General features: G+C 68.4%; 16 protein-coding genes. 12 read left to right on the top strand and 4 right to left on the bottom strand.

What is annotated here, in order from left to right; genetic code table 11:
- Positions 1–58 precede the first annotated feature (58 nt).
- The 3 genes from ahpC to ACFOD9_RS02935 all read right to left on the bottom strand — a co-directional run bounded on the left by ahpC (position 59) and on the right by ACFOD9_RS02935 (position 2,293).
- Complete coding sequence (gene ahpC / locus ACFOD9_RS02945; RefSeq protein ID WP_379508591.1) at positions 59–622, bottom strand: alkyl hydroperoxide reductase subunit C; 564 nt, start codon at positions 620–622, stop codon at positions 59–61.
- A 368-nt stretch (positions 623–990) separates the two neighbouring features.
- A complete protein-coding gene (gene aroC / locus ACFOD9_RS02940) occupies positions 991–2,082 on the bottom strand; it encodes a chorismate synthase (RefSeq protein ID WP_379508590.1) in 1,092 nt (363 codons plus the stop codon).
- A gap of 46 nt (positions 2,083–2,128) precedes the next feature.
- A complete protein-coding gene (locus ACFOD9_RS02935) occupies positions 2,129–2,293 on the bottom strand; it encodes a hypothetical protein (RefSeq protein ID WP_379508589.1) in 165 nt (54 codons plus the stop codon).
- 408 nt (positions 2,294–2,701) lie between these two features.
- Between ACFOD9_RS02935 and ACFOD9_RS02930 the strand changes: the two genes are divergently transcribed.
- Positions 2,702–3,037, top strand: a complete 336-nt coding sequence (locus tag ACFOD9_RS02930) for an arsenate reductase (protein WP_379508588.1) — start codon at positions 2,702–2,704, stop codon at positions 3,035–3,037.
- A gap of 47 nt (positions 3,038–3,084) precedes the next feature.
- Here the strand turns inward: ACFOD9_RS02930 and ubiG are convergent, their stop codons facing one another.
- Positions 3,085–3,825 carry a bifunctional 2-polyprenyl-6-hydroxyphenol methylase/3-demethylubiquinol 3-O-methyltransferase UbiG gene (gene ubiG, locus ACFOD9_RS02925; RefSeq protein WP_379508587.1) on the bottom strand — a complete coding sequence of 247 codons (741 nt, stop codon included), beginning with the start codon at positions 3,823–3,825 and terminating at the stop codon, positions 3,085–3,087.
- Positions 3,826–3,922: 97 nt separating this feature from the next.
- On the opposite strand from ubiG, the gene ACFOD9_RS02920 reads away from it, so the two are divergent.
- The 11 genes from ACFOD9_RS02920 to ACFOD9_RS02870 form a co-directional block, all read left to right on the top strand.
- Positions 3,923–5,179: an aspartate kinase gene (locus ACFOD9_RS02920; protein ID WP_449290020.1), complete on the top strand. Its 1,257-nt coding sequence runs from the start codon at positions 3,923–3,925 to the stop codon at positions 5,177–5,179.
- Positions 5,180–5,337: 158 nt separating this feature from the next.
- On the top strand, positions 5,338–6,444 hold the full coding sequence (locus tag ACFOD9_RS02915) for a DUF47 family protein (protein WP_379508689.1): 1,107 nt from the start codon (positions 5,338–5,340) through the stop codon (positions 6,442–6,444).
- Positions 6,445–6,454: 10 nt separating this feature from the next.
- Positions 6,455–7,468 (top strand): inorganic phosphate transporter, encoded by a 1,014-nt coding sequence (locus ACFOD9_RS02910; protein ID WP_379508586.1) that lies wholly within the window; start codon positions 6,455–6,457, stop codon positions 7,466–7,468.
- 160 nt (positions 7,469–7,628) lie between these two features.
- Positions 7,629–7,793, top strand: a complete 165-nt coding sequence (locus ACFOD9_RS02905; RefSeq protein WP_379508585.1) for a hypothetical protein — start codon at positions 7,629–7,631, stop codon at positions 7,791–7,793.
- Positions 7,794–8,120: 327 nt separating this feature from the next.
- Positions 8,121–9,113, top strand: coding sequence for an NAD(P)H-dependent flavin oxidoreductase (locus tag ACFOD9_RS02900; protein WP_379508688.1), 993 nt, complete (start codon positions 8,121–8,123; stop codon positions 9,111–9,113).
- Positions 9,114–9,215: 102 nt separating this feature from the next.
- A complete protein-coding gene (locus ACFOD9_RS02895; protein WP_379508584.1) occupies positions 9,216–9,608 on the top strand; it encodes a VOC family protein in 393 nt (130 codons plus the stop codon).
- A gap of 45 nt (positions 9,609–9,653) precedes the next feature.
- Positions 9,654–10,529: a dienelactone hydrolase family protein gene (locus tag ACFOD9_RS02890; RefSeq protein ID WP_379508583.1), complete on the top strand. Its 876-nt coding sequence runs from the start codon at positions 9,654–9,656 to the stop codon at positions 10,527–10,529.
- A gap of 29 nt (positions 10,530–10,558) precedes the next feature.
- Complete coding sequence (msrB, locus tag ACFOD9_RS02885; protein ID WP_379508582.1) at positions 10,559–10,957, top strand: peptide-methionine (R)-S-oxide reductase MsrB; 399 nt, start codon at positions 10,559–10,561, stop codon at positions 10,955–10,957.
- Between the two features lie 112 nt (positions 10,958–11,069).
- On the top strand, positions 11,070–13,223 hold the full coding sequence (locus ACFOD9_RS02880) for a transglycosylase domain-containing protein (RefSeq protein WP_379508581.1): 2,154 nt from the start codon (positions 11,070–11,072) through the stop codon (positions 13,221–13,223).
- Between the two features lie 117 nt (positions 13,224–13,340).
- Positions 13,341–14,945 carry an MBL fold metallo-hydrolase gene (locus ACFOD9_RS02875; RefSeq protein ID WP_379508580.1) on the top strand — a complete coding sequence of 535 codons (1,605 nt, stop codon included), beginning with the start codon at positions 13,341–13,343 and terminating at the stop codon, positions 14,943–14,945.
- The coding region (locus ACFOD9_RS02870; RefSeq protein ID WP_379508579.1) for a DUF4440 domain-containing protein at positions 14,945–15,322 on the top strand (378 nt) is incomplete at its 3' end. The genes ACFOD9_RS02875 and ACFOD9_RS02870, both read left to right, overlap by 1 nt.

Here is a 15,322-nt window from a genome sequence, read left to right as displayed (position 1 = left end):
CCTCCACCATCCTGCGGATGGTCCCCCTCCCCGCAAGCGGGGAGGAGTCCGTGGGGGATCAGATCTTGCCGACGAGGTCGATCGAGGGCGCCAGGGTCTGGCTGCCTTCTTCCCACTTGGCCGGGCAGACCTGGCCGGGGTGCTCCTGCCAGTACTTGGCGGCCTTGATCTTGCGGACCAGTTCGGCGGCGTTGCGGCCCACGCCTTCCGGGGTCACTTCGACGAGCTGGAGCACGCCGGCCGGATCGGTCACGAAAGTGCCGCGATCAGCCAGGCCCACGCCTTCGCGCAGGTTGTTGAACATGGTGGTCAGCACGTGGTTCTGGTCGCCGACCATGTGATATGCGATCTTGCCGACGGCGGCGGAGGTGTCATGCCAGGCCTTGTGGCTGAAGTGGGTGTCGGTCGAGACCGCGAACACTTCCACGCCCATTGCCTGGAGTTCGGCATACTTGTCGGCGAGGTCTTCCAGCTCCGTCGGGCAGACGAAGGTGAAGTCGGCCGGGTAGAAGAAGAACACCGCCCACTTGCCGAGCACGTCCTTCTCGGTGATGTCGACGAACTTGCCGTCCTTGAACGAGGTGGCCGAGAACGAGCCGAGCTGGCTGCCAATGATACCCATGGGTGTAGACTCCGTTGCGATGAAATTTCAGCGACAGGGAGGGGGATAGGCGGGCAGGGCCGAGTCGGGAAATGCGGATTCCCGATTAATTCGATTTGCTGTGGCGATCAGCGATTTGTGATCGGTTTTGGCGATCAGTTGCGAATGGCTCGCAAGCGGGGATTGGTTCACGCGGAGGCGCGGAGGGAAGAAAAGGGAGATCGCGCAAAGGCGCAAAGGTGTTGCGCGATGCGGCGAAGCCGCCGTTCATTCCGCCGTTTGAGCGATCATTTGGGAATAGCCGCTACGCGGAAAGATCGCGCTCCGCCTTTGCGTCTTTGCGCCTTTGCGCGAATCTGGTCCTTTGTCGCGTCTCCTCGTGAAACGCCTTACCCGCACTGCCCGCGCTGGAGCAGCTTCTGGTCGGCCAGGACCAGCGCCATCATCGCTTCCACCACCGGCACCCCGCGAATGCCGACGCACGGATCGTGGCGACCCTTGGTGCGGACCTGGGTGGCCTCGCCCGAGCGGTTGATCGATTCCACGGGCGTGAGGATCGAGCTGGTTGGCTTGAAGGCCACCCGCAAGCGGACCGGCTGGCCGGTGGAGATGCCGCCCGCGATGCCGCCGGCGTGGTTGGCGAGGAACAGCGGGCCGTCGTGGTCGTCGCCCGCAGGCCGCATGGCATCGGCGTTCTGTTCGCCGGTCAGCCGCGCGGCGTGGAAGCCGTCGCCGATCTCCACGCCCTTGACCGCATTGATGCTCATCATCGCGGCGGCCAGTTCGCTGTCGAGCTTGGCATAGAGCGGCGCGCCCCAGCCGGCGGGGACGCCAGAGGCTTCGCATTCCACCACCGCGCCGATGGAGGAGCCGGCAAGGCGCGCCTCGTCGACGATCTTTTCCCAGCGCGCGGCGGCTTGCGCGTCGGGGCAGAAGAACGGGTTGTTGCCGATCTCGGCGGCGTCGAAATTGTCGGGATCGATGGCGTCGCCGCCGATCTCGCTGACCCAGGCGGTGATCGTCACTTCCGGGATCACCAGCCGCGCCACCGCGCCCGCCGCCACCCGCGCCGCCGTTTCGCGCGCGCTGGAACGCCCGCCGCCGCGATAGTCGCGCAGGCCATATTTGGCGTCGTAGGCATAGTCGGCATGGCCGGGGCGATAGGCCTGGGCGATCTCGCCATAGTCCTTCGAACGCTGGTCGGTGTTCTCGATCATCAGGCTGATCGGGGTGCCGGTGGTGCGGCACACCCCGGATTCATCGGCGAAGGTGCCGGACAGGATGCGGACCTGGTCCGGCTCCTGGCGCTGGGTGGTGAACTTCGATTGCCCCGGCCGGCGCTTGTCGAGGAAGGGCTGGATCAGGCTTTCGTCGATGGCGAGGCCCGGCGGGCACCCGTCGACGACCGCGCCGAGGGCAGGCCCGTGGCTTTCGCCCCAGGTGGTGAAACGCAGCAGGCGACCGAAGGTGTTGAACGACATGGGCCGCGCTTTTGGGCAAAGTGGGCGCAAAAGTCCACCGGGGCGCTTACAGCCAGCGCTGGCGGATCAGTTGGACGTCATGCAGTTCGGGCCGCCGGGCGAGCTGGCGCTGCTTCTTCTCCGCGCGTTCGCGGTTGTCGCTCTCGAAGGCGAAGATATCGCCGCTGTTGTCACGCGCGGTCACGCGGAAACGCTTGGGTGCATCGGCCATGGTGCCCATCTTGGGATGAAGTGGCCGTCCGGCAAGGGGCAAGGGCGCACCTGTCCCGCAATGCGCCAGCCTCTTGCTCCGCGTCGTGGCTGCGCTAGGACGGGGCCATGACGATCACGCTCCATGGCATTCCCAACTGCGAGCAGGTTGCAAGGGTTGTAGAAGCAAATTCCGGCTTGGTAGGTTCGGCTTGACTGGGCGTAACATACACAGGGGAGCGGCAGTCTCGCTTTTCGCGTTCGTTGTCGTGCTGCTGGTCGCCAGCAACTGGAGCGCGACGGTTTCCAAAAGCGAATTGGCTACAAACGCGTTTCTTGCCCTCGCTGGTGCCAGTATGCTGGGATGCGGCTATTTCCTGCCTCGCTCAGTCAGGTTTTGGTTTCGGAGGAGGCGGAAGTGACGTTAACCATGTTTGGAATCCCCAACTGCGACACGGTTAAAAAGGCCCGCGCCTGGCTGGATGCGCGGGGGATCGCCTATGCCTTCCATGACTACAAGAAGCTCGGCGCCGATCCGGCGAAGCTGGCCGCATGGCAGGCGCAGGCGGGCTGGGAGAAGGTCATCAACCGCGCCGGGCCGACCTTCCGCAAGCTGCCCGATGCCGACAAGGACGGGCTGGACGCCGCCCGCGCCGTGGGGCTGATGGTGGCCAATCCCAGTTGCATCAAGCGGCCGATCGCGGAGCATCCCGGCGGGCTGCTGGTGGGCTTCAAGGAAGCGGAATGGGAAGCCGCGCTGGGGTAACTTGCGCCACATCCCCCTTTCCGCTCGACACGAACGGGGGGGGCGGGTCAGATTCTCGTGGCGGTCACGATGTAGTTCAATGACAGGTCGGCCGAAAGATGCAGCCCTGCCAGCGGGTTCCAGGCAATGCCCTGCGGCTGGCCCATGGCGAGGCCGGCGGCGGCGAGGAGGTCGCGCAGTTCCTCAGGCGTTGCGAAATCGGCCCAGTGGTGGGTGCCGCGCGGGATGCCGCCGAACCGCTCAGCCGCTTCCACCAGCAGGAGGCGCGAGGCCGCGGTGCGGTTGGGGGTGGAGAGGACCATCAGGCCGCCCGGCGCGAGGCTTTGGGCCAGGGCGCGGACGAAGGCGCCCTTGTCGGCCACGTGTTCGATCACTTCCATCGCGGTGACGAGATCGAACTGGCCGAGATCCAGCGCAGCAAGGTCGCCGTGGCGGTAGTCGATGGGAAGGCCGCCGCCTGTCGCATGGGCCGAGGCGACCGCGATGTTTTCGGCCGCCGCATCGACGCCGGTCACCGCCGCGCCAAGCCGGGCCAGCGGTTCGGCCAGCAGGCCCGCGCCGCAGCCGACATCGAGCGCGCGCTTCCCCGCGAGCGGCTTCAGGGTGCGCGAATCGCCGTGCCAGTGCCGGTCCATCGCCTCGCGCAGGAAGGCGAGGCGCACCGGGCCAAGCTTGTGGAGCATGGCGGAGGAGCCCTTGGGGTTCCACCAGTCTGCCGCCATGCGCCCGAAATGCGCGGCTTCATCGGGGCGGATCGTGGGGGCCGTGTTGGAGGTTGCATTAGCCATGCACCCTTCCTAAAGCGCCCCCGCCCATCGGTCCATGGCCCGTCCATGCGGATCGGCGGGCAGGTTTCAGTGCGTTGGCTAGCAGGAGCACAGGCCCGTGGGGCGCATCGTGATGAAATTCGGCGGCACGTCGATGGCCGGGACCGAGCGGATCCGGCGCGTGGCGGGGATCGTCAAACGCCAGCAGGAAGCCGGGCACGAGGTGGCCGTGGTCGTTTCGGCCATGGCCGGCGAGACCGACCGGCTGGTGACCTTCTGCCGCGAGGCCAATGCGCTCTATGATCCGGCGGAATACGACGTGGTCGTCGCCGCCGGCGAGCAGATCACTTCGGGGCTGCTGGCGCTCACGCTCCAGGCGATGGGCTGCAAGGCGCGTTCGTGGCTGGGCTGGCAGCTTCCGGTGCGGACCGACGATGCCTATGCCAAGGCGCGAATCGAGGATATCGACAGCGGCGCCCTGCTGGCTTCGATGGCGGCGGGCGAGATCGCGGTGATCCCGGGCTTCCAGGGGCTTTCGCCCGATGGCCGGGTGACCACGCTGGGCCGGGGCGGCTCGGACACCTCGGCCGTGGCCGTTGCGGCTGCGATCGGGGCTGACCGCTGCGACATCTACACCGACGTCGACGGGGTCTACACCACCGATCCGCGCATCGTCGCCAAGGCCCGCAAGCTCAAGAACGTCACCTACGAGGAAATGCTCGAGCTGGCCTCGGTCGGCTCGAAGGTGTTGCAGACCCGCTCGGTTTCCCTCGCGATGAAGGAAAAGGTGCGGGTGCAGGTGCTCTCCTCGTTCATCGACGAGACCGCGCCGGCCGCCGACACGATTCCCGGAACGATGATCGTCTCTGACGAAGAACTTGAAGGACTGGATATGGAACGCCAGGTGATCACCGGCATCGCCGCCGACAAGAACGAAGCCAAGGTTACCCTGACCCGCGTGGCCGACCGGCCCGGCGCGGTGGCGACGATCTTCGGCCCGCTGGCCGAGGCCAACATCAACGTCGACATGATCATCCAGAACATCGCCAAGGACAAGGGCGAGACCGACGTGACCTTCACGGTCCCGGCGGCCGACCTCTTGCGGACCCAGGCCCTTCTGGAAGAACGCAAGGAAGCCATCGGCTACTACCGGCTGATCAGCGACGACAAGGTGGCCAAGATCTCGGTGGTGGGCGTGGGGATGCGGAGCCATGCCGGCGTTGCCGCCACCATGTTCAAGGCGCTGGCCGAGCGCGGGATCAACATCCAGGCGATTTCCACCAGCGAAATCAAGGTTTCGGTGCTGATCGACGCCGACGAGGTGGAACTGGCCGTGCGCGTGCTGCACACCGCCTACGGGCTCGACGCCGAATAAGCCGCAAGGCGGATGCAACGGGGACGAAAGCCGGGTAAAAGCGGCTGCCGGACAGTTGCACCCCGCGCACGGTTTGTGACACGGATGTGACACGCGTGGCGGGGGGCCGCGCCGGGTTTTCCGACACGGGAGCACGCGCCATTCGCCAGGTCGCCGCCTTGCCATACCGCACCGACGGGACCGGGGTTGAGGCCGCGCTCAAGGTCATGCTCGTCACCTCGCGCGGGACGGGGCGCTGGGTCCTGCCCAAGGGCAATGTGGGCGCGCGCACCGCGCCGCACGTGGCCGCCGCGCTCGAGGCCGAGGAAGAGGCCGGGGTGCTGGGCGCGGTCTGTCCGGTGCCGCTCGGCTCCTACCGCTTCCGCAAGCGCGTGCGCTCGGGCGCCTCGCTGATGGCCGACGTGGACGTGTTCCCGCTGGCGCTGACCCGCGAGCTGGACGAGTGGGAGGAGCAGCACGAGCGCGAGCGCCGCTGGTTCACGCTGGACGAGGCCGCCCGCGCGGTCGACGAGCCGGACCTCAGCGAGCTGATCCGCTCCTTCGCGCCCGCCGAATTTCGTGATGCCGCCCGGCGCACCGGGTTTCTCGACGTTGTCGCCAAGACTTCAGGGGTATTTTGGATGTTTGCCTGGTTCCAGCGCCTGCTGCCGCGCAGCGGCGATTTCTTCGGCCTGTTCGAAGCCCATGCCGCCACCGTGCTGGCCGCCGCCGAGGCCACGGTCCGCGCGCTGGAAGGCGGGCCGGCCGCGCACGAGCATATCCGCGAGGTGATCGAGCGTGAGCACGATGCCGACGAGATCACCCGCGAGATGCTCCACGAGGTGCGCCGCACCTTCCTCACCCCCTTCGATCGCGGCGCGATCACCGCGCTGATCGGCTCGCTCGACGATACGGTGGACGAGATGCAGGCCACGGTGGAGGCGATCAAGCTCTACGAGGTGACCGAGTTCGCCCCGCAGATGCGCGACATGGCCGCGATCGCGCTCGATGCCGCGCGGCTGACCGCCGAGGCCATGCCGCTGCTGCGCGACGTGCCGCGCAATGCCAAGCGCCTGCACGAGCTGACCGAGCGGCTGGTGCGGATGGAAGGCCATGCCGATACGGTCCACGCCGAGGGACTGAAGCAGGCGCTCAAGGACCATGGCGCCAGCGATACCCTGCGCTTCGTTACCGAGCGCGAGATCTACAAGCATCTCGAGCGGATCGTGGATGCCTTCGAGGACGTCGCCGACCAGATCGACGGCCTCGTGATCGACCACGCCTGAGCGCCGGCCCGTGCACGAGCTGGCCTTCCCGCTGCTGGTGGCGCTGATCCTCATCGCGCTGGCCTTCGATTTCCTCAACGGCCTGCACGACGCGGCCAATGCGATCGCCACCGTGGTGGCGACCCGGCTGCTCTCGCCGGTGAAGGCGGTGGCCTTTGCCGCCTTCTTCAACTTTTCGGCCTATTTCCTGACCCTGGCCTTCCCCAGCCTCCATGCCGTGGCCGATACCATCGGCAAGGGCTTGATCGACAAGGACCTGGTTACCCCGGGTGTGGTGTTCGGCGCGCTGGTGGGAGCGATGTTCTGGAATGTCGTCACCTGGCTCAAGGGCATTCCGTCCAGTTCCAGCCATGCGCTGATCGGCGGGATCGTGGGTTCGGGCGTGGCCCATGCCGGCTTTTCAGGGGTGAAGTGGGGCGGCCTGTCGAAGACGCTGATCGCCATCGTCGCCTCGCCGATGATCGGGTTCTGGCTGGCCCTGCTGGTGATGATGCTCAGTTCCTGGGCGCTGCACCGCTTCACCGCGCGCCGCGCCGAAAGCACGACCCGGACGCTCCATCTGATTTCCAGCGCGGCCTATTCGCTCAGCCACGGGCTCAACGATGCCCAGAAGACCATGGGCCTCATAACCGTGCTGCTCTATTCCACCGGCTACCTGCACGGCGATTTCACCGTGCCGCACTGGGTGGCGATCTCGTGCTATCTGGCCATGGGGCTGGGCACGCTGTCGGGCGGGTGGAAGATCATCGAGACCATGGGTACCCGGATCACCAAGCTCTCGCAGCACCAGGGGTTCGGCGCATCATTGGCCGGATCGATCGTGGTGTTCACCGCCTCGAGCCTGGGCATTCCGGTTTCGACCACCCACACGATCACCGGCGCGGTAATCGGCGCGGGCACGGCGCGGCGGGCCTCGGCGGTGCGCTGGGGCGTGGCGCAGAGCGTGGTGGTGGCCTGGGTGATCACGATTCCGGCCTCGGCCGCGGTGGGCGCGCTGTTCTATTCGCTCACCCGCCTGTTCTGATCCGGCCGGCCCCGAGGTCCGACCGCCCTACCGTCCAGCCCCCGCTCCCCCACGCGCTTCGACGGGGCAGGTGGTAAATTTCGCGTTATCGACGTGTCTTGTCGTGACGGTAAGCAGCGCGGGCGCACTCTGTCGGTCCCACCGGAAAGAGTATCGTGCAATGATGGCCTATATCCTCGTCATGCTGGCGGGCATCGCCGTGCTGGTCCTTGCCCCCATTTCGCGCGAACGCGCCGTTCGCACCGCCACGCAAGGGACCGCCGGGCTGGTCTTTGCCGTGGGCCTCGTGTTCTTCATGGCCCGTCTGTTCGGGCCGATGGCCTGAGCCTGCGGGCGGGGTGAGCCCCGCCTTCGCGGGGGGCAGGCGAAGACGGGGCTCGGGCGACCCGAGCGGCCGGGAGCGGGATGGCTCACCGGGCCGGGGGCGGGCTGCGGCGGTCGGTCGATCCTTGCCGTCCTGCCGCTGGTCCACCTGATAGCGCCGGATCAATCATCGGATAAGCGCGCTGATCCACCCACAGTGATCGCCTGAAACGATTTCAATCGCGGGGGTTTATCGCCCGCGCCGCAGCTTCTATAGCCGGCCCGCCCGCGGCCCGGCCGGAGGGCGGGAACGATCGGGGGTACCGTGTACGACAAGACCAAGGCGCGCATGGCGCGAGGGGCCGCTTTCCTCGGCACCGAGCACGCAATCCTGTGCGGCGCGATGAGCTGGGTGTCCGAGCGCAACCTGGTGGCGGCGATCAGCAATGCCGGCGGGTTCGGCGTGATCGCCTGCGGGGCGATGACGCCTGAACTGCTCGACAAGGAAATTGCCGCGACCAAGGGGCTAACGCAGAAACCCTTCGGCGTGAACCTGATCACCATGCATCCGGGCCTGTTCGACCTGATCGCGGTCTGCGCGGCGCACGGCGTGAGCCACGTGGTGCTGGCCGGTGGCATCCCGCCCAAGGGCAGCGTGGAGGCGATCAAGGCCTTCGGCGCCAAGGTGCTGGTCTTCGCGCCCACCCTGGCTCTGGCGAAGAAGCTGCTGCGCCAGCGCGATGGCGCCGGCGCCGATGCCCTGGTGATCGAAGGCTCCGAGGCTGGCGGCCATATCGGCCCGGTGGCCACCAGCGTGCTGGCCCAGGAATTCCTGCCGGCCCTGGCCGAGGAGCATATCGTGTTCGTGGCCGGCGGGATCGGCCGGGGCGAGATGATGGCCGCCTATCTGGAAATGGGCGCCTCGGGTGTCCAGCTGGGGACGCGCTTTGCCTGCGCCACCGAATCCATCGCTCACCCCGCCTTCAAGAAGGCCTTCTTCCGCGCCAATGCCCGCGACGCGGTGGCCAGCGTGCAGGTCGATCCGCGCCTGCCGGTGATCCCGGTGCGCGCGCTCAAGAACAACGGCACCGAGGAATTCACCGCCAAGCAGCGCGAAGTGGCGCTACTGCTGGACCAGGGCACGATCGAGATGGGCGAGGCCCAGCTCCAGATCGAGCATTTCTGGGCCGGCGCCCTGCGCCGCGCGGTGATCGACGGCGATGTCGAGAACGGCTCGCTGATGGCCGGCCAGTCGGTCGGCATGGTGACCAAGGAAGAGCCGGTGGTCGAGATCATGGCCGAACTGCTGGACCAGTGCGAGGCGGAGCTCAGCCGCCGCTGAGGCGGCCTGGGGCCGGCTGGCTGTCCCGGCCGGCCAAGGCTGGACCGGGCCGCGCCGGCGTGGCACCCTTGCGCGCGGCGGGATCAGCGCCGGAGGAAACCCATGCCGGTCAGCGGCCTCAACCATGTGAACATCGTCACCGCCGATCTTGAGGCGACCAGGCGGTTCTATATCGACCTGCTGGGCTTGGCCGAGGCGGATACCTCGTTCCTGCCCGCCGGGATCAAGGCGACCTGGCTGGCCGATCCGGCGGGCCGGCCGATCGTGCACCTCCAGCGCCACGATCCGGCGCGCCACGGCGCGGACCGGGCGGGCGGGCCGACCGGCGCGATCGACCACGTCGCCTTCGATTGCGAGGATTTCGAGGCGATGCAGGCCCGGTGCGCGGCGCTGGGGCTGGACTTCCGGGCGGTTGACCTGGGCGGCGCGGGCTTTCGCCAGCTGTTCCTGACCGATCCCAACGGCGTGAAGCTGGAACTGAACTTCCGCACCTGAATTGCCCTGCCAACCGGATCGCGCCGATCGAATGGGAGAGAGCCGATGTGCGATGAGCCCACGCCTGCCGAACTGGCCGCCGCACCAGCCGTTTCGCGGCGCCAGTTCGCCCTGATCGGAACCGCCGCCGTGCTGGCCGCCTGCCAGGGCACCGATGTTTCGGGCGCGGGCGGACCGGCGGGCAAGGCGGTGCGCGAAGCGGCGGTAATGGTGCCCACGCCCGATGGCCGGGCCGATGCGCTGTTCTTCCATCCGCCCTCGGGCCGCCATCCTGGCGTGGTCATGTGGCCCGATATCGCCGGTATCCGCGAGGCCAGCCGCGCGATGGCCCGGCGCCTTGCCGCCGAGGGCTATGCCGTGCTGCTGGTCAATCCGTATTACCGCGGCGCCAGGGCGCCGGTGCTGGCCAGCCTTGCCGAGTGGCGCACGCCCGAAGGCCAGGCCCGGCTAAAGCCACTGATCGCGGCGATCACGCCGGAAGGGACCACGCGCGATGGCGGCGCCTTCGTGGCCTGGCTCGATTCCCGGCCGGAGGTGGACAAGGCGCGCGGGATCGGCAGCAACGGCTATTGCATGGGCGGTCCGTTCGCGGTGCGGACCGCGCTGGCGGCGCCCGGGCGGGTGGGCGCCGTGGCTTCGCTGCACGGCGGCGGGCTGGTCTTGGACGCGACGGACAGCCCGCACCGGCTGCTCGGGCAGACTCGCGCCAGCTTCCTCTTTGCCATCGGCCGCAACGACGATGCCCGTTCGCCCGGCGACAAGGACGCGCTCAAGGCGGCGGCGGCAGCGGCGCACCGTCCGGCCGAGGTGGAGGTCTATGCGGCCGATCACGGCTGGACCGTGCCGGATTCGCCGGTCTACAACCCGGCCGAGGCCGAGCGCGCCTGGGCGCGGATGGTCGCGCTGTTCGCCAGGCTGTGACGGCCGGCGCGGGCCAGGGAGAATTGCCGATGACCGACAAGCGCGAATTGACCGACGAGGAATGGCGCGAGCGGCTGACGCCCGAGCAGTATCACATCCTGCGCGAGGCGGGGACCGAGCGGGCCTTTACCGGCAAGTATGAATACAACACGGCGCCCGGCACCTATTTCTGCGCGGGCTGCGGCGCGCAGCTGTTCGCTTCGGACGCCAAGTTCGATTCCGGCTGCGGCTGGCCGAGCTACACCAGCCCGGCCCGGCCCGAGGCGGTGGACGAGCTGGTGGACCGTTCGCACGGCATGGTCCGCACCGAGGTGCGCTGCGCGGCCTGCGCGGGGCACCTGGGCCACGTGTTCCCCGATGGTCCGGGGCCGACGGGCCTGCGCTATTGCATCAACAGCGCGGCGCTGGATTTCAAGCCGAAGGATTGAGCGCTTGGACGGCGGGCCATTTCGCTGTTAACGCTGGGTTCCGGTTCGCCTATGCATGGGCGCCGAGAGATGCGGGCCACCTGGGCGCCCGCGGAGGGATCAGACTAGATACATGGCCCGTTCCGCCATCCGGCGCAGCCTGTCCGAACAGCCCCCGGTGCCCCCACCGCCCCCGCGCAAGCCGGGCGGCGGCGGTGCCAATGGTGGCGGGAAAGGCCGTAGGCCGGGCCGCATAGCCCGTTTCTTCCGCAAGCTGCTGGTCTGGGGGCTGGCCTTGGCCGTGGCCGTGATCCTGGCGATCGGCGCGGCGGTGGCGGTGGCGGCCTCGTCGTTGCCCGGGTTCGAGGCGCTCAAGAGCCAGGCCCAGGGGCAGATGATCGTGGTGCGCGCGCGCGACGGGTCGGAGCTGGTTTCGCTCGGGCCGAGCTACGGCAAGTGGATCCCGGTGGCCCAGATCCCCGCGACCATGAAGGACGCGATGATCTCGGTCGAGGATCGGCGCTATTATGATCACTTCGGGGTCGATCCGGTCGGCATCGCGCGCTCGCTGTTCGTGCGGGTGGAGAGCGGCAAGTGGCGCCAGGGCGGATCGACGATCACCCAGCAGCTGGCCCGCAACATCTTCCTCAACAACAACCGCACCTTCACCCGCAAGATCCGCGAGGCGATCCTTTCGATCGCGCTGGAGAGCAAGTTCTCCAAGGCGCAGATCCTCGAGCTCTATCTCAACAAGGTCTATTTCGGCGGTGGCGCCTATGGGATCGACAGCGCGAGCCGCAAGTTCTTCGGTCATCCCGGCGACCGGCTGACCCTGCCCGAGGCCGCGATCATCGCCGGCCTGGTCAAGGCGCCCTCGCGCTATTCGCCCACGGCCGACAAGGAGGCGGCGGTTTCGCGCGCCAAGGTGGTGGTCGCCACGATGCAGGATGCCGGCGCGATCACCGCCGACGAGGCGGCGGGCGCCGATTTCACCAAGGTGACCTTTGCCCAGGAGGCCGGGCAGAACTCGGTCCGCTACTTCACCGACTGGGCCTTGCCCCAGCTTGACCTGCTGGTGCCCGAGAACAACCAGCCGATCGAGGTGTGGACCACGCTCGACCCGGCCATGCAGCGCGCGGCGACCGATGCGGTGGCGAAGAACGCGCCGAACGGCGCCCAGGGCGCGCTGGTCTCGATGGACCGGGACGGGGCGATCCTGGCCATGGTCGGCGGCACGGACTACGTGACCTCCAACTACAACCGCGCCACCAATGCCGTGCGCCAGCCGGGTTCGGCCTGGAAGCTGTTCGTCTATCTGGCCGCGCTGGAAGCCGGCTACAAGCCCGACGATACCGTGGTCGACGAGCCGGTGACGATCCAGGGCTGGTCGCCGCACAACGATGCCCGCAACTTCGCCGGCAAGATCGACGTTCGCACCGCCTTTGCCTATTCCAAGAACACCGTGGCCGCTCAGCTCGGCAACGAGGTGGGCTTCGGCACCGTGGCCGGCATGGCCCGGCGCTTCGGGGTGACCACGCCGATCAACACCATGCCCTCGATGGTGCTGGGCACCTCCGACGTGCGCCTGATCGACATGGCGCGGGCCTTCGCCGCGGTTTCGGCCAAGGGCAGCGCGGTCGATCCCTATGGCATCGCCAAGGTGACCACGACCGACGGCCAGCTGCTCTACGAGCACAAGCCCGCGCCCGCCCAGCAGCTGGTGGCCGACTATGTGGCGGCCGGGATCACCGATCTGCTCCAGACCGCGGTCAACATCGGCACGGGGCGCGCGGCGCAGATCGGCCGGCCGGTGGCGGGCAAGACCGGGACCACCAGTTCCAACAAGGATGGCTGGTTCATCGGCTTCTCCAGCGGGATCACGACCGGCGTGTGGATGGGCCGCGACGATGCCAGGCCGGTGCCCGGCCTGATGGGCGGCACCGCGCCCGCGCGGGCCTTTGCCCAATATATGCGGGTGGCGACCGCGCGGCGCCCGGTCGAGCAGTTCGACACCCAGCTCAAGCTGCCCGAATATACCCTGGAGCCGGACGACGAGGCCAACCTGGGCACCAATCCCGAGGACTATTACTATGTGGACGAGAAGGGCAACCTGATCGATCCCAACCGCCAGGGCGCTCCGCCGCCCGACGCGCCGCCGGGCCGGCCGGAAGACAACGGCCAGCCGCCGGCCGGCGATGGCCAGCCCCCGGCGGCCGACGATGGCTTCCTCGACCAGGCCACCGGCAAGCAGGTGCCGCCGCGCGGGGGCGCTGGCAGGGGCAACTGAGCCGGCCCGCCCGCCGGCCCATCCGCCCGCCCGCTTTTGGCTGACGCGGCCGGGCAAAGTGCGCTAGATCAAGGCTCTGGATCCTCCGCCCGCTAAGGAGGACAGGAGGGGGATGGCATGGCGCTGACGCTGACACTGCATGGGGCTGGACGGACGGTCACCGGATCGTGCCTGGAGTTCAACCTCGATGGCACCCGGTTGCTGGTGGACTGCGGGATGTTCCAGGGTTCGCGCACGCTGGAGGCGCTGAACCGGAACAACGGGATCGAGCGGCCCGACCAGATCGCCGGGGTGGTCCTGACCCATGCCCATATCGATCATTCCGGCCTGCTGCCCCGGCTGGTCAAGGATGGCTACGGCGGCGACATCTTCTGCACGCCCGAAACCGCCGATCTCCTCGAATTCATGCTGGCCGATTCCGGCCGCATCCAGGAGGCCGACGCGGAGCGGCAGGCCCGCCGGCGCGACCGGCGGCACGAGGACCGGTGGGAGCCGCTCTATACCGAGGACGAGGCGCTGGAGGCCTGGCGGGCCACGCGCCGCACGGGGCTGGGCGAATGGTTCGAGCCGGCGCCGGGCTTTCGCGCCCGGCTGTGGAACGCCGGGCACATCCTGGGCGCGGCCTCGGTGGAACTTGAGGCGGGCGGCGTGCGGATCATGTGTTCGGGCGATATCGGGCCGGAGAACAAGGCGTTCCATGCCGACCCCGAAGGACCGGCCGGGTTCGACCACGTGATCTGCGAGAGCACCTATGGCGACCGCGTGCGCGAGCGGCAGACCATTGCCCAGCGCCGCGAAGCGCTGGCCGCGATCATCACCGAGGCGCGGGCCAAAGGCGGCAACCTGGTGATCCCGGCCTTTGCGCTGGAGCGCACCCAGGAACTGCTGCTGGATATCGCCATGCTTTCGCGCGGGGGGGCGATCGGCAATGCGATGGTCTTCGTCGACAGTCCGCTGGCCAACCATGCCACCGATGTCTTCGCGCGGCACCTGCATGACCTTGAAGACACCGGCGGGATCGACCCGTTTTCCAGCCCGGCGATCCACTATGTCAACGATGTGGCCGAATCGATGCGGCTCAACACGATCTCGGGCGCGATCATCATCGCGGCCTCGGGAATGTGCGAGGCCGGGCGCATCCGCCATCACCTGTTCCACAACCTCGCCCGGCGCGATTCGACCGTGCTGTTCGTGGGCTTCCAGGCGCAAGGGTCGCTGGGCCGGGTGATCCTGGACGGGGCCGAGCGGGTGCGGATTTCCGGGCGCGACGTGCTGGTGCGCGCGGCGATCGCGCGGATCGATTCCTATTCGGCCCATGCCGACCAGTCGGAACTGCTGGCCTGGATCGCGGCGCGCGCGCCGATCCGGGGCAGCCTGCTGCTGGATCATGGCGAGAGCGGGGCGATGGACACCCTGGCTGCGCTGGCCGGCAAGGGGCCGGGCGCGCCCGTGGTGCGGATCCCGGAAATGGGCGAGCTGTGGGAACTGGCGCCGGGCGCGCCGGCCCGGCGGCTGCGAACCGGCCCGCCGGAACTGGCGCGCGCGGCCGCCCCGCGTGATTGGCAGAACGCCTATGCCGACCTGGCCTCCAGCCTCAAGCACCGGCTGGAGGCGATCCGCGACGACGAGGCGCGCGAGAAGGCGATCGCCGAGATGCGTAAGGTGCTGGATTCCTATGCGGCGTTTCGCGCGGGCAAGAAACGGGACGGGAGCCACCCCTGATGGATTCGCCCGAACTGGCGATCCGCGCGCGCCGGGCGGCGTTCAACCGGGCGCTGGCCGAGGCCGATCTTGCCGCGATCGGGCCGCTGCTGGCGCCCGCCGCCGTGCTGGTGACGGGCAGTGACAGCGCGGTGATCGCGGGCCGCAAGGCGCAGGTTCTGGCGTGGAAGCGGGAATTCGCGGCGGCCGACCGGACGGTCTACACCCGCCGGCCCGGCCGCATCGAACTCTCGCCGGTCGAACCGATTGCCATGGAACAGGGCGAGTGGCGAGGCGAGACGCAGTCGGGAAGGCTGCTGGCCAGCGGCACCTATGCCGCCAAGTGGCGCAAGGCAGGCGCGGACTGGGTGATCGAGGCTGAGATCTTCGTGACGCTG

It is taken from the genome of Novosphingobium bradum (assembly GCF_042646485.1).
GTDB classification, from domain to species: Bacteria; Pseudomonadota; Alphaproteobacteria; order Sphingomonadales; family Sphingomonadaceae; genus Novosphingobium; species Novosphingobium bradum.
The sequence above is the reverse complement of the archived record's forward strand: the minus strand, read 5'-3'. Positions and strand labels throughout refer to the sequence as shown.